At 60.4% G+C, this 22,154-nt stretch carries 19 protein-coding genes; 18 read left to right on the plus strand and 1 reads right to left on the minus strand.

Annotation, left to right across the window (positions count from 1 at the left end; all coding sequences use genetic code 11):
• Nucleotides 1–27: 27 nt before the first annotated feature.
• A complete protein-coding gene (gene map, locus M1D68_RS05475; protein WP_186705495.1) occupies nucleotides 28–810 on the minus strand; it encodes a type I methionyl aminopeptidase in 783 nt (260 codons plus the stop codon).
• A 375-nt stretch (nucleotides 811–1,185) separates the two neighbouring features.
• On the opposite strand from map, the gene rpsB reads away from it, so the two are divergent.
• From rpsB to tilS, 18 genes are all read left to right on the plus strand, one after another.
• Nucleotides 1,186–1,923 (plus strand): 30S ribosomal protein S2, encoded by a 738-nt coding sequence (gene rpsB / locus M1D68_RS05480; RefSeq protein ID WP_003198231.1) that lies wholly within the window; start codon nucleotides 1,186–1,188, stop codon nucleotides 1,921–1,923.
• Between the two features lie 195 nt (nucleotides 1,924–2,118).
• Nucleotides 2,119–2,985 carry a translation elongation factor Ts gene (tsf, locus tag M1D68_RS05485; protein ID WP_072387961.1) on the plus strand — a complete coding sequence of 289 codons (867 nt, stop codon included), beginning with the start codon at nucleotides 2,119–2,121 and terminating at the stop codon, nucleotides 2,983–2,985.
• 213 nt (nucleotides 2,986–3,198) lie between these two features.
• On the plus strand, nucleotides 3,199–3,942 hold the full coding sequence (gene pyrH / locus M1D68_RS05490) for a UMP kinase (protein WP_039591983.1): 744 nt from the start codon (nucleotides 3,199–3,201) through the stop codon (nucleotides 3,940–3,942).
• Entirely contained in the window at nucleotides 3,939–4,496 is a 558-nt protein-coding gene (frr, locus tag M1D68_RS05495) for a ribosome recycling factor (protein ID WP_420764236.1), read from the plus strand. Before pyrH ends, frr begins: the two co-directional genes overlap by 4 nt.
• Nucleotides 4,497–4,509: 13 nt before the next feature.
• On the plus strand, nucleotides 4,510–5,265 hold the full coding sequence (gene uppS / locus M1D68_RS05500) for a polyprenyl diphosphate synthase (RefSeq protein WP_434562533.1): 756 nt from the start codon (nucleotides 4,510–4,512) through the stop codon (nucleotides 5,263–5,265).
• Nucleotides 5,265–6,071, plus strand: a complete 807-nt coding sequence (locus M1D68_RS05505) for a phosphatidate cytidylyltransferase (protein ID WP_420764238.1) — start codon at nucleotides 5,265–5,267, stop codon at nucleotides 6,069–6,071. Before uppS ends, M1D68_RS05505 begins: the two co-directional genes overlap by 1 nt.
• Nucleotides 6,068–7,258, plus strand: a complete 1,191-nt coding sequence (gene ispC / locus M1D68_RS05510; RefSeq protein ID WP_420764239.1) for a 1-deoxy-D-xylulose-5-phosphate reductoisomerase — start codon at nucleotides 6,068–6,070, stop codon at nucleotides 7,256–7,258. The genes M1D68_RS05505 and ispC overlap by 4 nt, the downstream gene beginning before the upstream one ends.
• Before the next feature lie 52 nt (nucleotides 7,259–7,310).
• Nucleotides 7,311–8,663, plus strand: a complete 1,353-nt coding sequence (gene rseP, locus M1D68_RS05515) for an RIP metalloprotease RseP (protein ID WP_457969574.1) — start codon at nucleotides 7,311–7,313, stop codon at nucleotides 8,661–8,663.
• A gap of 74 nt (nucleotides 8,664–8,737) precedes the next feature.
• A complete protein-coding gene (gene bamA, locus M1D68_RS05520) occupies nucleotides 8,738–11,113 on the plus strand; it encodes an outer membrane protein assembly factor BamA (RefSeq protein ID WP_420764241.1) in 2,376 nt (791 codons plus the stop codon).
• Between the two features lie 45 nt (nucleotides 11,114–11,158).
• A complete protein-coding gene (locus M1D68_RS05525; protein WP_003184901.1) occupies nucleotides 11,159–11,662 on the plus strand; it encodes an OmpH/Skp family outer membrane protein in 504 nt (167 codons plus the stop codon).
• Nucleotides 11,663–11,665: 3 nt separating this feature from the next.
• Nucleotides 11,666–12,721, plus strand: a complete 1,056-nt coding sequence (lpxD, locus tag M1D68_RS05530; protein WP_434562535.1) for a UDP-3-O-(3-hydroxymyristoyl)glucosamine N-acyltransferase — start codon at nucleotides 11,666–11,668, stop codon at nucleotides 12,719–12,721.
• 111 nt (nucleotides 12,722–12,832) lie between these two features.
• The gene (gene fabZ, locus M1D68_RS05535) at nucleotides 12,833–13,273 is read left to right on the plus strand and encodes a 3-hydroxyacyl-ACP dehydratase FabZ (protein ID WP_003184897.1); all 441 of its coding nucleotides are present in this window, start codon (nucleotides 12,833–12,835) and stop codon (nucleotides 13,271–13,273) included.
• Nucleotides 13,270–14,046 (plus strand): acyl-ACP--UDP-N-acetylglucosamine O-acyltransferase, encoded by a 777-nt coding sequence (gene lpxA, locus M1D68_RS05540; protein ID WP_420764243.1) that lies wholly within the window; start codon nucleotides 13,270–13,272, stop codon nucleotides 14,044–14,046. Before fabZ ends, lpxA begins: the two co-directional genes overlap by 4 nt.
• 2 nt (nucleotides 14,047–14,048) lie before the next feature.
• Nucleotides 14,049–15,179 carry a lipid-A-disaccharide synthase gene (gene lpxB / locus M1D68_RS05545; RefSeq protein ID WP_457969578.1) on the plus strand — a complete coding sequence of 377 codons (1,131 nt, stop codon included), beginning with the start codon at nucleotides 14,049–14,051 and terminating at the stop codon, nucleotides 15,177–15,179.
• Nucleotides 15,180–15,190: 11 nt separating this feature from the next.
• Nucleotides 15,191–15,835, plus strand: coding sequence for a ribonuclease HII (gene rnhB / locus M1D68_RS05550; protein ID WP_457970685.1), 645 nt, complete (start codon nucleotides 15,191–15,193; stop codon nucleotides 15,833–15,835).
• 239 nt (nucleotides 15,836–16,074) lie between these two features.
• Nucleotides 16,075–19,596 carry a DNA polymerase III subunit alpha gene (gene dnaE / locus M1D68_RS05555; protein ID WP_434562539.1) on the plus strand — a complete coding sequence of 1,174 codons (3,522 nt, stop codon included), beginning with the start codon at nucleotides 16,075–16,077 and terminating at the stop codon, nucleotides 19,594–19,596.
• Nucleotides 19,597–19,746: 150 nt separating this feature from the next.
• A complete protein-coding gene (locus tag M1D68_RS05560) occupies nucleotides 19,747–20,694 on the plus strand; it encodes an acetyl-CoA carboxylase carboxyltransferase subunit alpha (protein WP_420764246.1) in 948 nt (315 codons plus the stop codon).
• A gap of 132 nt (nucleotides 20,695–20,826) precedes the next feature.
• Nucleotides 20,827–22,128 (plus strand): tRNA lysidine(34) synthetase TilS, encoded by a 1,302-nt coding sequence (gene tilS, locus M1D68_RS05565; RefSeq protein WP_457969580.1) that lies wholly within the window; start codon nucleotides 20,827–20,829, stop codon nucleotides 22,126–22,128.
• The last annotated feature ends 26 nt before the right edge of the window (nucleotides 22,129–22,154 follow it).

Below are 22,154 nucleotides of genomic sequence, written 5' to 3' on the forward strand. Positions count from 1 at the left end.
TATCTATATCTATAGGCTGGGTACGGGTCAGGCGGAAACACGCGCGATGGTGTCATCGCTGCGCAGGGTAAAGATTTCGTAGCCGGTCTCGGTGACGAGCAGCGTGTGCTCCCATTGCGCCGACAACTTGCGGTCCTTGGTGATGGCGGTCCAGCCGTCGCCCAGTACCTTGGTGTCGGCGCGGCCCTGGTTGATCATCGGCTCGATGGTGAAGGTCATGCCCGCCTGCAGTTCCATGCCGGTGCCGGCGCGGCCGTAATGCAGGATCTGCGGTTCTTCGTGGAACACCTTGCCGATGCCGTGGCCGCAGAACTCGCGCACCACCGAGAAGCCGTTCTTCTGCGCATGCTTCTGGATCACTTCGCCGATGTCGCCCAGGCGGCAGCCCGGTTTCACCAGTTCGATGGCCATGTACATGCATTCCTGGGTGACCTTGGACAGGCGTTCGGCCCACTCCGGTACGTTGCCGACATGGAACATCCGGCTGGTATCGCCATGGTAGCCATCCTTGATGACAGTGACGTCGATGTTCAGGGTATCGCCGTCCTTCAATGGTTTCTCATTGGGGATGCCATGGCAGACCACATGGTTGATCGAGGTACAGATCGACTTCGGAAAGCCTTTATAGTTGAGCGGGGCAGGGATGGCTTTCTGCTCGTTGACGATATAGTCGTGGCAGATGCGGTCCAGCTCTTCAGTGGTAACGCCCGGCTTGACGTAGTCGGCGATCATTTCCAGCACTTCGGCGGCGAGTTTGCCGGCGACACGCATTTTAGCGATGTCCTCGGGAGTCTTGAGGGTAACGGTCATACAGGCTCTCTCTGCGCCCGACGGCGCTGTTCAAAACGAAATGGGCGGCGGATGATGATCCATGCGGCCCTGAAAGAGGCGATTCTAACAGACGATCAGCGCAAATCCCCGTCCACATGCATCGCTTCTCTCTATAGGGGTGTGCATCCATGGCCCATGAAAGGGCTGTGGGAAGGGGGCTTCACCGGGATTTCAGAATCCGTGTTCCGTTTTCGCCCTTGCTGTGGTATAAAATGCGCCGCTTTCCGGGGATGACCCCGTAAGCTTAAATCCACACACGTGTCGACACGATGACCTGGGTGCCTTCGGCTTTTATAGTCGCTGGTTGGTCATTGGGATACGTGGAGGCCAAACCCGACTTATCAAGGAACTATCATGTCCCAAGTCAACATGCGCGATATGCTGAAGGCCGGTGTGCACTTCGGTCACCAGACCCGTTACTGGAACCCGAAAATGGGCAAGTACATTTTCGGCGCGCGCAACAAGATCCACATCATCAACCTTGAAAAAACCCTGCCGATGTTCAACGAAGCACTGACCTTCGTAGAGCGCCTGGCCCAGGGCAAAAACAAGATTCTGTTCGTCGGCACCAAGCGTTCCGCCGGCAAGATCGTTGCTGAAGAAGCAGCACGTTGCGGTTCGCCGTACGTCGATCACCGCTGGTTGGGCGGCATGCTGACCAACTTCAAGACCATCCGCGCTTCCATCAAGCGTCTGCGTGACCTTGAAGTCCAGTCCGAAGACGGTACTTTCGCCAAGCTGACCAAGAAAGAAGCGCTGATGCGCACTCGCGATCTTGAGAAGCTGGACCGCTCCCTGGGCGGTATCAAGGACATGGGCGGTCTGCCTGACGCACTGTTCGTGATCGACGTTGACCACGAGCGCATCGCGATCACCGAAGCCAACAAGCTGGGTATCCCGGTCATCGGCGTTGTCGATACCAACAGCAGCCCGGAAGGCGTTGACTACATCATCCCAGGCAACGATGACGCCATCCGCGCCATCCAGCTGTACATGGGTTCGATGGCTGACGCTGTTATCCGTGGTCGCAACAACGTTAATGGCGGCACCGAAGTCTTCGCTGAAGAAGCTCCGGCGGCAGCCGCTGAGTAATTGACGCCCTGGCGTTGACTCAGTAAGCAAAAAGGGGGCTTGGCCCCCTTTTTGCCACCTCGAAAACCACTTGTCGCAAGCGCAGCTACCTGTTTGTAACCTGCAGCGATCTATAAACAGTGGTTTTTCCAGGAAGAATTGATCGCCCGTTCGGTCGGGTGGAATGGTTGAAAACCTATCCAAGAGGATTTTGAAATGGCAGAGATTACTGCAGCGTTGGTCAAAGAACTGCGCGAGCGTACCGGCGAAGGCATGATGGATTGCAAGAAAGCCTTGACCAAGGCTGGCGGCGACATCGAGAAAGCCATTGATGACATGCGCGCTTCGGGCGCCATCAAGGCTGCCAAGAAAGCTGGCAACGTTGCCGCTGAAGGCGCCATCGCCATCAAGGACGACGGTAAAGCCGCCGTTCTGCTGGAAGTCAACTCCCAGACCGACTTCCTGGCTCTGCAGGATGACTTCAAGGCATTCGTCGCTGCCAGCGTCGAAAAAGCTTTCGCTGACAAACTGACCGACGCAGCTCCGCTGATCGAAGCTCAGGAAGAAGCCCGCCTGGTCCTGGTTGGCAAGACTGGCGAAAACGTCAACATCCGTCGCCTGGTTCGCGTTGAAGGTGATGTGGTTGGTACCTACCTGCACGGCAACAAAATCGGTGTTGCAGTTGTCCTGAAGGGCGGCGATACCGAGCTGGCGAAAGACATCGCCATGCATGTGGCTGCAACCAACCCTGAGTTCCTGCTGCCTTCGGACGTTTCGGCTGAAGCGATCGAGCGCGAGAAGGGTGTTTTCCTGCAGCTGAACGAAGAGAAGCTGAAAGGCAAGCCTGCTGAAATCGCTGAAAAAATGGTCAGCGGCCGTATTTCCAAATTCCTGGCCGAAGCCAGCCTGGTTGAGCAGGCGTTCGTCAAGAACCCGGAAATCAAGGTCGGCGACCTGGCGAAGAAAGCCGGCGCTGAAATCGTTTCGTTCACCTACTTCAAAGTAGGCGAAGGCATCGAGAAGCCGGTCGACAACTTCGCTGAAGAAGTTGCTGCCCAGGTAGCTGCTGCCAGCAAGCAATAAGACGGTTCAACGACTGTCGCCCAGAAGAGGCTGCCCGCTCACGCGCGCAGCCTCTTTTTGGATGAGGATGCCGATTTATATTGGTTTCCTGTCGGAACTGGCTTACAAAGCCGTGTTCCGATGGCGCTGTGTCAGCGTCAAGCTAGAGTGAACGAGGCTGCAAACAGTCCGTTAAGAATTTTTTGAGAAAATACGCCGCAGGAGAGATTCGCAATGGCTCAGCAGGGCAGTGGTTATCAGGCTCGCTATAAACGCATTCTACTCAAGCTTAGCGGCGAGGCCCTGATGGGCTCGGAAGAGTTCGGGATCGATCCGAAAGTGCTGGACCGCATGGCTCTGGAAGTTGGCCAGTTGGTCGGGATCGGCGTACAGGTCGGCCTGGTCATCGGCGGCGGCAACCTGTTCCGTGGTGCAGCGCTGAGCGCGGCGGGCATGGATCGGGTCACGGGCGACCACATGGGCATGCTGGCCACTGTGATGAACGCTCTGGCTATGCGCGACGCGCTGGAGCGTGCCAATATCTCAGCCATCGTGATGTCGGCCATTTCCATGGTTGGCGTGACCGATCACTACGATCGCCGCAAGGCCATGCGCCACCTCAACTCCAAGGAAGTGGTGATCTTTGCCGCCGGTACCGGTAATCCGTTCTTCACCACGGATTCGGCCGCGTGCCTGCGAGCGATCGAAATCGATGCCGATGTCGTGCTCAAGGCAACCAAGGTAGATGGCGTATACACCGCTGACCCGTTCAAAGACCCGCATGCCGAGAAGTTCGATCATCTGACCTACGATGAAGTGCTGGATCGCAAGCTGGGTGTAATGGATCTGACGGCTATCTGCCTGTGCCGCGACCACAAGATGCCGCTGCGCGTTTTCAACATGAACAAACCCGGTGCCCTGCTGAATATCGTCCATGGCGGCGCCGAAGGAACACTGATCGAGGAAGGCAAGCAATGATCAACGAAATCAAGAAAGACGCTGAAGAGCGCATGAAGAAATCCTTGGACTCCCTGAGCCACGCATTCGGTCAGATTCGTACCGGCAAGGCTCACCCGAGCATCCTCGGCAGCGTCATGGTGCCTTACTACGGCACTGACACACCGCTGAGCAGCGTTGCCAACGTCACCGTGAAAGATTCGCGCACCCTGCAGGTCGTGGCTTTTGAGCGCAACATGCTCGCTGCTGTAGACAAGGCGATCCAGAGCGCCGGTCTGAACCTCAACCCAACTAACCTGGGTGAGCTGCTGCTGATCCCGATGCCCGCTCTCACCGAGGAAACGCGCAAAGGCTTTACCAAACAGGCCCGTAGCGCTGCGGAAGACGCGCGTGTTGCCGTGCGCAACATCCGTCGTGACGCGTTGGGTGAGCTGAAGAAGCTGGTCAAGGATAAGGAAATCAGTGAAGACGAAGAGCGTCGTGCCATCGCTGATATCGATAAGCTGACCAAAGAATCCGAGGCCCAGATCACCAAGGCCACGGACGAGAAAGAAAAAGACCTGATGGCCGTATAAGGGTCTCGTTTTAATGGATAAGACCAAGCAGGCCGTGCCGTTCGCGGTGCCGCGCCACGTGGCGATCATCATGGACGGCAATAACCGCTGGGCCAAGAAACGCTTTATGCCCGGCGTCGCCGGGCATAAAGCCGGGGTTGATGCGGTCCGTGCAGTCATCGAGGTGTGTGCCGAGGCCGGGGTCGAGGTGCTCACCCTGTTCGCCTTCTCCAGCGAGAACTGGCAGCGTCCGGCCGATGAGGTCAGTGCCTTGATGGACCTGTTCCTCAAGGCCTTGCGACGTGAAGCCAAGCGCCTGGACGAAAACAAGATCAGCTTGCGGATCATCGGCGATCGTTCACGTTTTCATCCTGAGCTGCAGGCGGCAATGCGCGAGGCTGAGTCAGCCACGGCTGGCGCCGATCGGTTTGTCCTGCAAATCGCCGCCAATTATGGCGGCCAATGGGATATTGCCCAGGCCGCCCAGCGGCTGGCGCGGGAGGTTCAGGCCGGTCATTTGCGGCCAGAGGACATCACTGCCGACCTGTTGCAAACGTGCCTGGCGACCGGCGACCTGCCGCTGCCGGACTTGTGCATCCGCACCGGTGGCGAACACCGCATCAGCAATTTCCTGCTGTGGCAGCTGGCTTACGCCGAGCTGTACTTCTCCGACCTGTTCTGGCCGGACTTCAAACACGAAGCCATGCGCACCGCGTTGGCCGATTTCGCTTCCCGTCAGCGTCGTTTCGGTAAAACGAGCGAGCAGATCGAAGCTGGAGCCCGGGTTTAATGCTAAAACAAAGAATCATCACAGCCTTGATCCTGTTGCCCATCGCCTTGGGTGGTTTTTTCTTGCTGGAAGGTGCGGGCTTCGCCCTGTTCATCGGCCTGGTCGTGACGTTGGGCGCTTGGGAATGGGCGCGGCTGGCGGGTTTTGCCTCTCAATCGGCGCGCGTGACCTACGCGGCGGCGGTAGCGGCCATGTTGTTCATCATGTATGTGGTGCCTGGTATCGCGCCCTGGGTACTGGGAGCGGCGGTGCTCTGGTGGGCAACCGCGACGTTCCTGGTCTTGACCTATCCGCGTACCACGCACCATTGGTCCAATGCCGCGACCAAGCTGGTGATAGGGCTACTGATTTTGTTGCCGGCCTGGCAAGGGCTGATCTGGATCAAGCAGGGGCCTCTGGGCAACTGGCAGATCATGGCGGTGATGGTGCTGGTGTGGGGCGCCGATGTCGGAGCCTATTTTTCTGGCCGTGCCTTCGGCAAGCGCAAGCTGGCGCCAAAGGTCAGTCCTGGCAAGAGCTGGGAAGGCGTCTATGGCGGCCTTGCCTTGAGCCTGGTCATCACGGCGGTGGTCGGCTTCGTGCGAGACTGGACCGTTGCGCAACTGTTGATGGGGTTGTTCGGCGCAGCCCTCATCGTGTTTGTCTCGGTGGTCGGCGACTTGACCGAAAGCATGTTCAAGCGCCAGTCCGGGATCAAGGACAGCAGTAACCTGCTGCCGGGCCACGGCGGCGTACTGGATCGTATCGACAGCCTGACTGCCGCGATTCCTGTCTTCGCCGTTCTGCTCTGGATGGCCGCGTCGTGAGTCGTGCACAGCAGATCACTGTGCTGGGCGCTACGGGTTCGATCGGCCTCAGCACGCTGGACGTCATTGGCCGGCACCCTGAGCGCTACCAGGTGTTCGCCCTCAGTGGTTTCACGCGCTTGAGCGAGTTGCTGGCGCTGTGCATTCGCCACGCGCCACGGTTTGCCGTGGTGCCCGAGGCTGGCGTGGCGAGCGCGCTGCAAGACGACCTGCGGGCCGCGGGGCTGCAAACCCGGGTGCTCGTGGGGGAAGAGGGTCTTTGCCAGGTGGCCTCCGATCCGGAAGTCGACGCCGTGATGGCGGCGATCGTGGGTGCGGCGGGGCTGCGCCCGACCTTGGCGGCGGTGGAGGCTGGCAAGAAAATTCTGCTCGCCAATAAAGAGGCGCTGGTGATGTCTGGCGCGCTGTTCATGCAAGCGGTGCGCAAAAGCGGCTCGGTACTGTTGCCGATCGACAGCGAACACAACGCGATTTTCCAATGCATGCCGCAGGACTTTTCCCGTGGCCTGGGGACAGTGGGCGTCCGGAGGATTCTTCTGACGGCGTCCGGTGGTCCGTTCCGGCAGACACCGCTGGAAGAATTGGTGCATGTTTCACCCGAGCAGGCCTGCGCTCATCCGAACTGGTCCATGGGGCGCAAGATTTCCGTGGATTCAGCCAGCATGATGAACAAAGGGTTGGAGTTGATCGAGGCCTGCTGGCTGTTCGACGCCAAGCCGTCGCAGGTAGAAGTGGTGATCCACCCGCAGAGCGTGATCCACTCCCTCGTCGACTACGTCGATGGTTCGGTGCTGGCCCAGTTGGGCAACCCGGACATGCGCACGCCGATCGCCAACGCGTTGGCCTGGCCGGAGCGGATTGATTCGGGAGTGGCGCCGCTGGACCTGTTCGCGATCGCGCGCCTGGATTTCCAGGCGCCCGATGAACAGCGCTTTCCCTGTCTGCGCCTGGCGCGGCAGGCGGCCGAGGTGGGCGACAGCGCGCCGGCCATGCTTAATGCCGCTAACGAAGTGGCGGTTGCAGCGTTTCTCGATGGGCGTGTCCGTTACCTCGAGATCGCGAGTATCATCGAGGAAGTCTTGAACCTCGAGGCCGTGGTCTCCCTCGATGACCTCGACGCGGTATTTACCGTGGATGCCAGGGCTCGCCAGTTGGCGGGCCAGTGGTTGAGCCGCCACGGGCGTTGAGGCTGCGGTACGTTAGCCAGGGTTGTCCTGGGCAGGATTGTGGAGAAAACAGATGAGCGCGCTCTATATGATCGTCGGCACCCTGGTTGCGCTGGGTGTGCTGGTCACTTTTCACGAATTCGGCCATTTCTGGGTCGCGCGTCGCTGTGGCGTCAAGGTCCTGCGTTTTTCCGTCGGCTTCGGCATGCCCCTGCTACGCTGGCACGACAAGCAGGGCACTGAATTCGTTGTCGCGGCCATCCCCCTGGGCGGCTACGTGAAGATGCTCGACGAGCGCGAGGGTGAAGTTCCTCTCGACCAGCTCGACCAATCCTTCAATCGCAAGACCGTTCGTCAGCGCATCGCCATCGTGGCGGCGGGGCCGATCGCCAACTTCCTGCTGGCCCTGGTGTTTTTCTGGGCGCTGGCCATGCTGGGCAGCGAGCAGGTGCGCCCTGTCATTGGCGCGGTCGAGGCGGGGAGCGTTGCGGCGCGCGCCGGGTTGGGCGCGGGCCAGGAAATCGTGGCCATCGATGGCGAGCCAACATCAGGCTGGGCCGCCGTCAATCTGCAATTGGTGCGTCGCCTGGGTGAGAGCGGTTCCCTGCAGATGATCGTTCGCGAGGAGGGATCCACCGCGGACTCGCCCCGGGAGCTGGTACTCGATAATTGGCTCAAAGGTGCCGACGAGCCTGATCCGATCCGCTCCCTCGGGATCCGTCCATGGCGTCCCGCGCTGGCGCCTGTCCTCGCCGAGCTCGACCCGAAAGGCCCGGCACATGCCGCGGGCCTGAAGACCGGTGACCGTTTGCTCGCGTTCGACGGGCGGGCGGTCAGCGACTGGCAGCAGGTGGTCGACTCGGTTCGTGTCCGTCCTGATGCCAAAATATCGCTGAGCGTGGAGCGCGACGGCGCCACGATTGATGTTCCCGTGACGTTGGCCGCCCGTGGCGAAGCCAAAGCGCCGACGGGTTACCTGGGGGCGGGGGTCAAGGCGGTCGACTGGCCACCGGAGATGGTTCGAGAGGTCAGCTTCGGCCCTGTCGCGGCAATTGGCGAGGGCGCGCGGCGTACTTGGACCATGAGTGTCCTGACCCTCGACTCGCTGAAGAAAATGTTGTTCGGCGAGCTCTCGGTAAAAAACTTGAGTGGACCGATAACCATTGCTAAAGTGGCGGGCGCTTCTGCCCAGTCGGGCGTCGCTGATTTCCTGAATTTCCTTGCTTATCTGAGCATTAGCCTGGGGGTTCTGAATTTGCTGCCCATCCCGGTACTGGATGGGGGGCATCTGCTGTTTTATCTGATCGAGTGGGCGCGTGGTCGTCCCTTGTCGGATCGGGTGCAAGGTTGGGGGATACAGATCGGTATCAGCTTGGTGGTCGGGGTGATGTTGCTTGCCTTGGTCAACGATCTGGGTCGTCTGTAACGCTTCGCTGAATTGCGAATCTGCCGCATTTTGCGGCAGTTTGTTTATTGCCAGTTGGAATAAGAAAGGACTTCATGAAACGTCTGCTGCTAACTGCGGTTCTCACCGTATTGATGATCGCCGAAGTTCACGCCGAGTCCTTCACAATCTCTGATATTCGCGTCAACGGCCTCCAGCGGGTTTCCGCAGGTAGCGTCTTTGGTGCCTTGCCGCTGAACGTCGGCGAGCAGGCGGATGATCGGCGCCTGGTGGAATCCACTCGTGCGTTGTTCAAGACCGGCTTCTTTCAAGATATCCAGCTGGGCCGCGACGGCAATGTCCTGGTCATCACGGTCGTCGAGCGCCCTTCGGTCGCCAGTATCGAGATCGAGGGCAACAAGGCGATTTCCACTGAGGACCTGATGAAAGGCCTCAAGCAATCCGGCCTGGCCGAAGGCGAGATCTTCCAGCGCGCCACTCTCGAAGGTGTGCGTAACGAGCTGCAGCGCCAGTACGTCGCCCAGGGTCGCTATTCGGCCACCGTCGACACCGAAGTGGTGCCGCAGCCACGCAACCGCGTCGGCCTGAAGGTCAACATCAACGAAGGCACCGTGGCGGCCATCCAGCACATCAACGTGGTGGGCAACACGGTTTTCCCGGATGAAGACCTGATCGACCTGTTCGAGCTCAAGACCACCAACTGGCTGTCGTTCTTCAAGAACGACGACAAGTACGCCCGTGAAAAACTTTCCGGTGACCTGGAGCGCCTGCGTTCCTACTACCTGGACCGTGGCTACATCAACATGGATATCGCTTCGACCCAGGTGTCCATTACCCCGGACAAGAAGCACGTCTACATCACCGTCAACGTCAACGAAGGCGAGAAGTACACCGTTCGTGACGTCAAGCTCAGTGGTGACCTGAAAGTCCCTGAAGACCAGGTGAAATCACTCTTGCTCGTGCAGAAGGGCCAGGTGTTCTCGCGCAAGCTGATGACCACCACGTCCGAGCTGATCACCCGTCGCCTGGGTAACGAGGGTTATACCTTTGCCAACGTCAACGGCGTGCCGCAGCCGCACGATGAAGACCATACCGTCGACATCACCTTCGCCGTGGATCCGGGCAAGCGTGCCTACGTCAACCGCATCAACTTCCGTGGCAACACCAAATCCGAAGATGAAGTGCTGCGTCGTGAAATGCGCCAGATGGAAGGCGGTTGGGCGTCGACCTACCTGATCGACCAGTCCAAGACCCGTCTGGAACGCCTGGGCTTCTTCAAGGAAGTCAACGTCGAGACCCCGGCCGTACCGGGCGTCGATGACCAGGTGGATGTGAACTACAGCGTTGAAGAACAAGCTTCCGGCTCGATCACCGCCAGCGTCGGTTTCGCCCAGAGCGCGGGCCTGATCCTGGGTGGGTCGATCACCCAGAACAACTTCCTGGGCACCGGTAACAAGGTCAGCCTCGGCCTGACCCGAAGCGAGTACCAGACCCGCTACAACTTCGGCTACGTGGACCCCTACTGGACCGCCGACGGCGTGAGCCTGGGCTACAACGCCTTCTATCGCACCACCGACTACGACGAGCTCGATGCTGACATCTCCAGCTACGCCGTGGACAGCCTGGGTGCGGGTGTGAACGTTGGTTACCCAATCAGCGAGACTTCGCGCCTTACCTTCGGCCTCACCGCGCAGCAGGACAAGATCAACACCGGTCGCTACACCGTTGACGAGATTTTCGATTTCGTCGAGAAGGAAGGCGATAACTACCTGAACTTCAAGGCGTCTGTCGGCTGGTCCGAATCGACCTTGAACAAGGGCGTGCTGGCGACGCGCGGTCGGTCCCAGAGCCTGGTGCTGGAAACCACCACCCCTGGCAGTGACCTGTCGTTCTTCAAGCTCGATTACCGTGGCCAGTTGTTCCAGCCGTTGACCGACAACTACACCATGCGCCTGCACACCGAGCTGGGTTATGGCGATGGCTACGGTTCGACCGATGGCCTGCCGTTCTATGAGAACTACTACGCCGGTGGTTTCAACTCGGTCCGTGGTTTCAAGGACAGCACCTTGGGCCCGCGCAGTACGCCGAGCCGTGGCACCAACCCGGGGACCATCCGCGATCCGGACCAGGATCCGCTGCCGTTCGGTGGCAACGTGCTCATCCAGGGCGGCGCGGAAATCCTGTTCCCGATGCCGTTCGTCAAGGATCAGCGCTCCCTGCGTACCTCGGTATTCTGGGACGTGGGTAACGTATTCGACTCCAGTTGTGATGACACCACCAACGCTAACGGTACGAGTTCCAATACCAAGTGCAACGACATCAGCCTCAGCAACCTGGCCAGCTCCGTCGGTGTGGGCGTGACCTGGGTCACCGCGCTGGGCCCGTTGAGCTTCGCATTGGCGATGCCGATCAAGAAACCGGACGACGCTGAAACCCAAGTGTTCCAATTCTCCCTCGGCCAGACGTTCTAAGCGTCTGACCCAAGATAACGACAACGGATTTTGTAGGAGTACATCGTGCGTAAGTTGACTCAATTGGTTCTCCTGGCGACCGTGCTGGTCGCAGGCCCGGCTTTTGCCGACATGAAAATCGCCGTGCTGAACTATCAGATGGCCTTGCTGGAGTCCGACGCGGCGAAGAAATATGCCGTAGACGCCGAGAAGAAATTTGGCCCGCAACTGACCAAGCTCAAAGGCCTGGAAAGCAGTGCCAAAGGCATTCAGGACCGTCTGGTGGCCGGTGGCGACAAGATGGCCCAGGGCGAGCGCGAACGCCTGGAGCTTGAATTCAAGCAGAAGGCTCGTGACTTTCAGTTCCAGTCCAAGGAACTGAACGAAGCGAAAGCCGTGGCCGACCGTGAAATGCTCAAGCAGCTCAAGCCGAAACTCGACAGCGCCGTGGAAGAAGTCATCAAGAAAGGTGGTTTCGACCTGGTGTTCGAGCGGGGCGCAGTGATCGATGTCAAACCTCAATACGACATCACGCGCCAGGTCATCGAGCGCATGAACCAGCTGAAGTAATCCATGACAGCGACTATCAAGCTCGGCCAATTGGCTGAGTTCCTCGGCGCCACCCTGCGTGGCGACCCGGAGAAGGTCATCACTGGGCTAGCCACTTTGCAAGAGGCTGGCCCAGCTCAGTTGAGCTTCCTGGCAAATCCCCAGTACCGCAAATACCTGGCTGACAGCCGGGCTGCCGCGTTATTGCTCAAGGCTGGCGATGCCGAAGGGTTTGTCGGCGATGCGCTGATCGTGGCCGATCCGTACCTGGCGTACGCGCGAATTTCCCATCTGTTCGATCCCAAGCCCAAGTCGGCGGCAGGCATTCATCCCAGCGCGGTGATCGCGTCGGATGCCGTCGTCGATCCCTCGGCCAGTATCGGTCCCTTCGTCGTCATCGAAAGCGCGGCCCGGATTGGCGCCGGCGTGACGCTGGGCGCCCATTGCTTCATCGGTGCGCGTAGCGAGATCGGCGAGGGCGGTTGGCTGGCTCCGCGGGTCACCCTCTACCACGATGTACGCATCGGCAAACGGGTGGTGATCCAGTCCGGCGCGGTGCTGGGCGGTGAAGGGTTCGGTTTCGCCAATGAGAAGGGCGTCTGGCAAAAGATCGCCCAGATTGGTGGCGTGAGCGTTGGCGACGACGTGGAGATAGGCGTCAATACGGCCATCGACCGTGGCGCGCTGGCCGATACGGTCATCGGCAATGGCGTCAAGCTCGATAACCAGATCCAGATCGCCCACAACGTCCAGGTCGGTGATCACACCGCCATGGCGGCTTGTGTCGGCATTTCCGGCAGCACCAAAATCGGCAAGCACTGCATGCTCGCCGGCGGCGTGGGCCTGGTGGGCCATATCGATATTTGTGACAACGTATTCCTGACCGGGATGACCATGGTGACCCACTCGATTACCGAGCCGGGTGCCTATTCTTCCGGCACAGCCATGCAACCGGCTGCCGAGTGGCGAAAGAGCGCGGCGCGTATCCGCCAGCTCGACGACATCGCGCGGCGCCTCAAGCAGGTGGAAAAGCGTGTAGGGGACGTGACCCCTGGCGGTAATGCTTCATCAGATGGCTGATACCATTTCCATATCAAGTGTGCACAGCCGCTAGGCCCTGGCCTCCTTGATTTGCTAGCGGGGTGCGCGTCAATCGTGCGCTCCCAATCTTTACATAGGCTTCCCCCCGAAATGATGGACATCAACGAGATTCGCGAATACCTGCCTCACCGTTACCCGTTCCTGCTGGTGGATCGGGTCGTGGACCTGGATGTTGAAGGCAAGCGCATTCGCGCCTACAAGAATGTCAGCATCAACGAACCGTTCTTCAATGGCCACTTCCCAGCGCATCCAATCATGCCGGGCGTGTTGATCATCGAAGCGATGGCTCAGGCTGCCGGGATCCTTGGTTTCAAAATGCTCGACGTGAAGCCTGCCGATGGCACGCTGTATTACTTCGTCGGCTCCGACAAGCTGCGTTTCCGCCAGCCGGTGACCCCGGGCGATCAATTGATCCTCGAGGCCAAGTTCATCAGTTGCAAGCGCCAGATCTGGAAATTCGAATGCCAGGCTTCGGTCGACGGCAAGCCGGTCTGCTCCGCTGAAATCATCTGCGCGGAACGCAAGCTATGAGTTTGATTGACCCTCGCGCAATCATCGATCCGTCGGCCGTGCTGGCCGCCGATGTCGAGGTTGGCCCTTGGTCAATCATCGGCGCAGGTGTGGAAATCGGCGAGGGCACGGTGATCGGTCCCCACGTAATTCTCAAGGGCCCGACCCGGATCGGCCGGCACAATCGCATCTACCAGTTTTCATCGGTAGGCGAGGACACGCCCGATCTCAAGTACAAAGGTGAAGAAACCCGCCTGGTGATCGGCGATCACAATGTGATTCGCGAAGGCGTGACGATCCACCGTGGCACCGTCCAGGACCGTTCCGAAACGACGCTGGGCGATCACAACCTGATCATGGCCTATGCCCATATCGGTCACGACAGCATCATTGGCAACCATTGCATCCTGGTCAACAACACCGCGTTGGCCGGCCATGTGCATGTGGATGACTGGGCGATCCTGTCCGGTTTCACCCTGGTCCACCAGTATTGCCATATCGGTGCCCACAGTTTCTCCGGCATGGGCACCGCCATCGGCAAGGATGTCCCGGCCTATGTCACGGTGTTCGGTAACCCGGCCGAAGCCCGCAGCATGAACTTCGAAGGCATGCGTCGTCGTGGTTTCAGTGAAGAGGCGATCACGGCCTTGCGCCGCGCCTACAAGGTCGTCTACCGCCAGGGCCTGACGGTCGAGCAGGCGCTCGCCGAACTGGCCGAAGCGTCAGTGCAGTTCCCGGAGGTCGCGACATTCCGCGACTCCATCCAGTCTTCGACCCGCGGCATCACCCGCTGACCATGGCCAATCTGCGTATTGCGCTGGTGGCGGGAGAGGCTTCCGGTGACATCCTGGGTGCCGGCTTGATGCGCGCGCTCAAGGCGCAGCATCTCGCGGTCGAATTCATCGGTGTCGGCGGCCCGTTGATGCAGGCCGAAGGCCTGGAGTCCTACTTTCCCATGGAGCGGCTGTCGGTCATGGGCCTGGTGGAGGTGCTCGGGCGCTTGCGCGAGTTACTGGCCCGTCGCAAGCAACTGATCCAGACGCTGATCGAGGAGAAACCGGACGTCTTCATCGGCATCGACGCGCCGGACTTCACCCTCAATATCGAGCTCAAGTTGCGCCAGGCTGGCATCAAGACCGTGCATTACGTCAGCCCGTCCGTCTGGGCCTGGCGGCAGAAGCGGGTGCTGAAGATTCGCGAAGGCTGCGACCTGATGCTCACGCTGCTGCCATTCGAAGCGCGCTTCTACGAAGAAAAAGGCGTGCCGGTGCGGTTTGTCGGGCACACCCTGGCCGATACCATTCCCCTGGAAGCAGACCGCGCGGCGGCTCGCCAGACCTTGGGCCTGCCGGAAGGGCCGCTGGTGGCGTTGATGCCTGGCAGCCGGGGCGGCGAGGTCAGTCGCCTGGGCGGGTTGTTCTTCGACGCCGCCGAACGGATGCGGACGATGCGTCCCGATGTCAGGTTTGTCCTTCCTTGTGCCAGCCCGCAGCGGCGCGGCCAGCTTGAAGCCTTGCTGGCCGGGCGCGATTTGCCGGTGATGCTGCTCGACGGTCAGTCCCACCAAGCGCTGGCCGCCTGCGATGCCGTGTTGATTGCCTCTGGCACTGCTACCCTTGAGGCGTTGTTATACAAACGCCCAATGGTGGTCGCGTATCGTTTGGCGCCGCTGACGTTCTGGATTCTCAAGCGCATGGTCAAGAGCCCTTACGTTTCCTTGCCGAATCTTCTGGCCCAGCGCTTGCTGGTACCCGAGCTGCTTCAGGACGACGCAACCGCCGAGTCGCTGGCCAATACGCTGTTGCCCCTGATCGACGGCGGCGAGGAACAGACCCGGGGCTTTGACGAAATCCACCGCACCTTGCGACGCGATGCGTCCAACCAGGCTGCGGAGGCTGTATTGACCCTGATCGGCAAGAAACAATGAGCAACGTAAAGCTGCAGATGGGCCTGGATTTCAACCTGGTCGCCGAGGTGGAACAGCTTGTCGCCGGTGTCGATGAAGTAGGACGCGGCCCGTTGTGCGGTGCGGTGGTCACGGCGGCGGTGATTCTCGATCCGACACGGCCGATTCTGGGTCTCGATGACTCGAAGAAACTCACCGAGGCCCGTCGCGAAAGGCTTTATGACGAAATCTGTGAGAAAGCCTTGAGTTGGTGCATCGCCCGGGCCGAAGTCGAAGAAATCGATGAACTCAATATCCTGCACGCCACCATGCTCGCCATGCAGCGTGCGGTGCACGGGCTGCATGTCACGCCGAAGCTGGCGATGATCGACGGCAATCGCTGTCCGAAACTGTCGATGCGCGCCGAGGCGGTCATCCAGGGCGACGGCAAGGTTCCGGCCATCGCAGCCGCCTCGATCCTGGCCAAGGTCAGCCGCGACCGGGAAATGGCCGCGTTCGAATTGATCTACCCCGGCTACGGGATTGGCAGCCACAAGGGTTATCCGACCCCGGTGCATCTGGAAGCACTGGCACGCCTTGGGCCGACGCCGATCCACAGGCGTTCGTTCGCGCCGGTTCGGCTGGCTTATGAGGCGCGTGGTGGGCTGATCGTGAGTAATCAGGCTCCCATTACATAAAGGCGAATGTGGATTTGTGGCGAGGGGATTTATCCCCGCTGGAGCGCGAAGCGGTCCTTTAGCTGACAACCCGTTGCCTGATGGGCTTTTGGGGCCGCTTCGCAGCCCAGCGGGGATAAATCCCCTCGCCACAAAAGTAGTGTGCGCATTTGCCTGACGGGATACACATGGCTGATGTTTTACCCAAGGCCCGGTACAATCCGGGCCTTGTTGTTTTCATGACTTAACGCAGGATCACTATGCCGGCTTCATTCGTTCATCTACGCCTGCACACTGAATATTCCCTGGTCGACGGTCTGGTGCGGATCAAGCCCCTGGTCAAGACCCTGGTGGGCATGAACATGCCTGCCGTGGCGGTTACCGACCAGAACAACATGTGCTCGCTGGTCAAGTTCTACAAGAACGCCATGGGCGCCGGGATCAAGCCGATCTGCGGCGCCGACCTGTGGCTGGCGAGCAAGGACCCGGATGCGCCGCTGAGCCGTATCAGCCTGCTGGTGATGAATGCCGTGGGCTACCGCAACCTCACCGAGCTGATTTCCCGCGGCTTTATCGACGGCCAGCGCAACGGCTCGATCATCATCGAGCGCGAATGGGTGGCCGAGGCCAGCGAAGGGTTGATCATGCTGTCGGCGGCCAAGGAGGGCGAGATCGGCCTGGCCCTGCTCAGCGGCAATACCGAAGAAGCCGAGCAGCTCGCTCGCGACTGGATGGCGGTGTTCCCGGATCGCTTCTACATCGAGGTGCAGCGCACCAGCCGTCCCAATGACGAAGAGCACCTGCACGCCGCCGTGGCCCTGGCCGACAAGCTCGGTGCGCCGCTGGTGGCGACCAATGACGTGCGGTTTATCAAGCAAGAAGATTTCGAGGCCCACGAGACCCGCGTCTGCATCGGCGAGGGCCGCGCCCTCGACGACCCGCGTCGGCCGAAGAACTACAGCGACCAGCAGTACCTCAAAAGCGCCGAGGAAATGGCCGAGTTGTTCAGCGACCTGCCCGAAGCGCTGGAAAACACCGTCGAGATCGCCAAGCGCTGCAACATCGAAGTGAAGCTGGGCAAGCACTTTTTGCCCAACTTCCCGATTCCCGATGGCATGACCATCGATGAATATTTCCGCAAGGTCTCGTTCGACGGCCTCGAAGAACGGCTGAGCGTCCTGTTGCCCAAGGACACCACCGAAGATTACGAAGCCAAGCGCCAGGTCTATGTCGATCGGTTGAATTTCGAACTGGATATCATCATCCAGATGGGGTTCCCCGGTTACTTCCTGATTGTGATGGACTTCATCCAGTGGGCCAAGAGCAACGGCGTGCCGGTAGGCCCTGGCCGGGGGTCGGGCGCCGGGTCGCTGGTGGCCTACGTGCAGAAGATCACCGACCTCGACCCGCTGGAATATGACCTGCTCTTCGAACGTTTCCTCAACCCGGAACGGGTTTCCATGCCCGACTTCGACGTCGACTTCTGCATGGACGGTCGCGACCGGGTGATCGACTACGTGGCCGAGAAGTACGGCCGCAACGCGGTGAGCCAGATCATCACTTTCGGTTCCATGGCCGCCAAGGCTGTGGTGCGCGACGTGGCGCGGGTGCAGGGCAAGTCCTACGGCCTGGCGGATCGCCTGTCGAAGATGATCCCCTTCGAAGTCGGCATGACCCTGGAAAAGGCCTACGAGCAGGAAGAAATCCTGCGGGACTTCATCAAGGTCGACGAAGAGGCCGCGGAAATCTGGGAGATGGCCCGCAAGCTCGAAGGCGTGGTGCGTAACGTCGGCAAGCACGCCGGTGGCGTGGTGATCGCGCCGACCAAGCTGACCGACTTCTCGCCGATCTATTGCGATGAAGAGGGCGACGGCCTGGTCACCCAGTTCGACAAGGACGACGTCGAGGCGGCGGGCCTGGTGAAGTTCGACTTCCTCGGCCTGCGGACGCTGACCATCATCGACTGGGCGCTCAAGACCATCAACCGCGACCGGGCCAAGGTCGGCGAAGAGCCGCTGGACATTGCCTTCATTCCGCTTGACGACAAGCCGACCTACAGCCTGTTGCAGAAAGCTGAAACCACGGCGGTGTTCCAGCTTGAATCCCGAGGCATGAAGGAGCTGATCAAGAAACTCAAGCCCGACTGCCTGGAAGACTTGATCGCACTGGTGGCCCTGTTCCGTCCGGGCCCGCTGCAATCGGGCATGGTGGACGACTTCATCAACCGTAAGCACGGGCGCGCCGAGCTGGCCTATCCGCACCCCGACTACCAGTACGAGGGCCTCAAGCCAGTACTGGCACCGACCTACGGCATCATCCTGTATCAGGAACAGGTGATGCAGATTGCCCAGGTGATGGCCGGCTACACCCTCGGCGGCGCGGATATGCTGCGTCGAGCGATGGGTAAGAAAAAGCCCGAGGAGATGGCCAAGCAACGCGGCGGTTTCATCGAAGGTTGCGCAAACAACGGCATCGATGCGGACCTGGCGGGCAACATCTTCGACCTGGTGGAAAAATTCGCCGGCTATGGCTTCAACAAATCCCACTCCGCCGCCTATGGCCTGGTGTCGTACCAGACGGCATGGTTGAAAGCACACTACCCGGCGCCGTTCATGGCGGCGGTGCTCTCGGCGGATATGCACAACACCGACAAGGTCGTGACCTTGATCGAAGAAGTGCGGACCATGAAGCTGCGCCTCGACGCGCCGGACGTGAACGCTTCGGAGTTCAAGTTCACGGTGAACGACGAAGGCCGCATCATCTACGGCCTCGGCGCGATCAAGGGCGTGGGCGAAGGCCCGGTGGAGGCGATCACCGAAGCGCGCCAGGACGGGCCCTTCAAGGACCTGTTCGATTTCTGCGCCCGGGTCGACCTCAAACGTATCAACAAGCGTACCCTCGACGGGCTGATCCGTAGTGGCGCCCTGGACCGTTTGGGCCCGTACTTCCATGACGAGCCCAAGGCCTACCAGGCCAACATCGACCGCAACCGCGCGGTGTTGCTGGCGGCGATGGAAGAAGCGATCAAGGCCGCCGAACAGACGGCCCGCACCCACGACAGCGGCCACGCCGACCTGTTTGGCGGGTTGTTCGTCGAGGAAGACGCCGATGTGTATGCCAATCATCGCAAGGCCAAGGAGCTGACCCTCAAGGAGCGCCTCAAGGGCGAGAAAGACACCTTGGGTCTGTACCTCACCGGTCACCCGATCGATGAATACGAAGGCGAGATCCGCCGCTTCGCCCGTCAGCGCATCATCGACCTGAAGCCGGCACGCGACACGCAAACGGTCGCCGGCATGATCATCGCCCTGCGGGTAATGAAAAACAAAAAGGGCGACAAGATGGGCTTCATCACCCTCGACGACCGCTCTGGGCGTATCGAAGCGTCATTGTTTGCCGACGCGTTCCATTCGGCGCAGTCGTTGCTGCAGACGGATGCGATGGTCGTGGTGGAAGGGGAGGTCAGCAATGATGACTTTTCCGGCGGCCTGCGGTTGCGGGTCAAGCGGGTGATGAGCATGGAGGATGCCCGTACCAACCTGGCCGAGAGCCTGCGCCTGAAGTTGCAGACCCAGGATCTGAAGGGCGATCAGCTACGCTGGTTGGGTGAATTGTTCAAGCGTCATCGCGGTGCTTGCCCGATTACCATGGAGTACGTGCGCCCCGACGCCAAGGCCGTGCTGCAGTTTGGCGAGGGGTGGCGGATCGACCCGGCGGATGCGTTGATTCAAGCCTTGCGTGACCAGTTCGGCAAAGACAACGTCTTCCTCCAATACCGTTGACGGCCAGGGGCCACTCCCGCACCCGGAGCGCCCCTGACCTCGACTCGAATTTTTAATCTCGACCTGAACGCGCCTCTCCCTTAAGGTAGGGCGCGAATAGACAACCGGCCGGCCCAAGCTCTCTTGGACGTCGACCCAAGACGGACGCCTATGAACCCGAATTTTCTAGATTTCGAACAGCCGATCGCCGACCTGCAAGCCAAGATCGAAGAGTTGCGCTTGGTCGGTAACGACAATTCGCTGAATATCGGCGATGAAATCTCTCGGCTGCAGGACAAGAGCCGCACGCTGACCGAAGACATCTTCGGCAAGCTGACCAGTTGGCAGATCGCGCGTCTGGCGCGTCATCCGCGTCGTCCCTACACCCTGGACTACATTGAACACATCTTCACCGAGTTCGATGAGCTTCACGGCGACCGTCATTTCTCCGACGACGCCGCGATTGTCGGTGGTGTCGCCCGCCTGGACGACCAGCCAGTGATGGTGATCGGTCACCAGAAGGGCCGCGAAGTGCGCGAGAAGGTGCGTCGCAACTTCGGCATGCCGCGTCCGGAAGGCTACCGCAAGGCTTGCCGCCTGATGGAAATGGCCGAGCGCTTCAAGATGCCGATCCTGACCTTCATCGACACCCCAGGCGCCTATCCGGGCATCGACGCTGAAGAGCGCAACCAGAGCGAAGCGATCGCCTGGAACCTGCGCGTGATGGCGCGCCTGAAGACCCCGATCATCGCCACCGTGATTGGTGAAGGCGGTTCTGGCGGTGCGTTGGCCATCGGTGTCTGCGACCAATTGAACATGCTGCAATATTCCACCTACGCGGTGATTTCGCCGGAAGGTTGCGCTTCGATCCTCTGGAAAACTGCCGAGAAGGCACCGGATGCCGCCGAAGCCATGGGCATCACCGCCGAGCGCCTCAAGGGCCTGGGCATCGTTGATAAAGTGATCAACGAGCCAGTGGGCGGCGCCCATCGCGATCCGGCCGCAGCAGCGGCGCTGATTCGCGCTGAACTGAGCTCGCAGTTGTCGATGCTCAAAACCTTCGACAACGACGCGCTGCTGGCCCGTCGCTATGAGCGCTTGATGAGCTACGGTCTCTGATCTGATTGCAATACCTTGTGGGAGCGAGCCTGCTCGCGATAGCGATTTAACATTCAACTCCTGAGTTGACTGAGACACCGCCATCGCAAGCAAGCTCGCTCCCACAGTTGTTTATGCCCTAGGCTGACTCCTATGAACTCAAACACGGATCTGCCCAACCGGCTTCTCGCTCAGTTATCTGACTGGCGCAACGCGTCCACCTGGCGCATCGCCTTCTCCGGAGGCCTCGACTCCACCGTCCTGCTGCACCTGCTCGTTTCCCTGGCAAAAAGCCAGGTCCTGCCGCCCCTCAGCGCCATCCATGTCCACCATGGCCTCCAGGCCGTGGCCGAGGCGTGGCCGGAACATTGTCGCCGGGTCTGCGAGGCCCTTGGGGTACCGCTGCAAGTGATCAGCGTTGAGGTCCGGCCCGGCGCCAGTGTCGAGCGCGCTGCCCGGGATGCGCGTTACACGGCTTTCATCGCGGCGACGCAGAACAACGAAGTGCTGCTCACGGCGCAACACCGGGACGACCAGGCCGAAACCCTGTTGTTTCGTTTGCTGCGCGGGGCCGGGGCGCGGGGCTTGTCGGCAATGCCGAGGCGGCGGCCCTTGGGGCAGGGGCATTTGCTGCGACCATTGCTCGATGTCTCCCGGGCGGAACTGGAAGCCTATGCCAGGCGGCATGGCTTGAGCTGGGTCGAAGATCCCTCCAATGACGATCATCGTTACGCCCGCAATTTCCTGCGGCAGCGGGTCTTTCCAGTCTTGGCCGAGCAGTGGCCCCAGGCGTCGCTGACCCTGGCCCGCAGCGCCGCGCACCTGAGCGAGGCGCAAGGCTTGCTGGACGAGCTGGCGCAGATCGACCTGGCGCGCGCCCTCACGCCGAATGCCTTCGATTGGCTCGGGCTGCGGTCCCTTGAAATGACATCTTTTCGGGCCCTGTCCCCCGCCCGGCAACGCAATGCGTTGAGTCATTGGCTGGCGCCCGTCACGCGGCTTCCCGACAGTGACCATTGGGTTGGCTGGGACTCGTTGCGTGATGCCAGGGACGATGGTCATCCTGTCTGGCGACTGGCCGATGGGGAAATACACCGGACCGGCGGACGCATCTGGTGGTTATCCGACCACTGGCTGCAGCCAGTCTCAGGCCCCGTTGAATGGCCTTGCGTGGATCAGCCTTTGGCCTTGCCGGGCAATGGCCGGGTGATCTTGCGCGGCGAAGCCCCCCCGGGACCGCTTTGCGTTCGCTATCGCCGGGGCGGCGAAGTCATGGAATTGCCGGGTCGTGGACACCGGGACCTCAAGCGTTTGCTCAACGAAAACAGCGTGCCGGCGTTCGTCCGTGGCCGTTTGCCGCTCCTGTACCGGGGCGAGCAATTGCTGGGGTTGGCCAATCTGAAGGGGTTCGATCGGGACGCCAGTGACCGTTGGCAACTCATTTGGCAGCCATGAAAGGCAAGATCTGGGTTTGAGCTGAA

This window comes from Pseudomonas sp. R4-84, assembly GCF_054130985.1.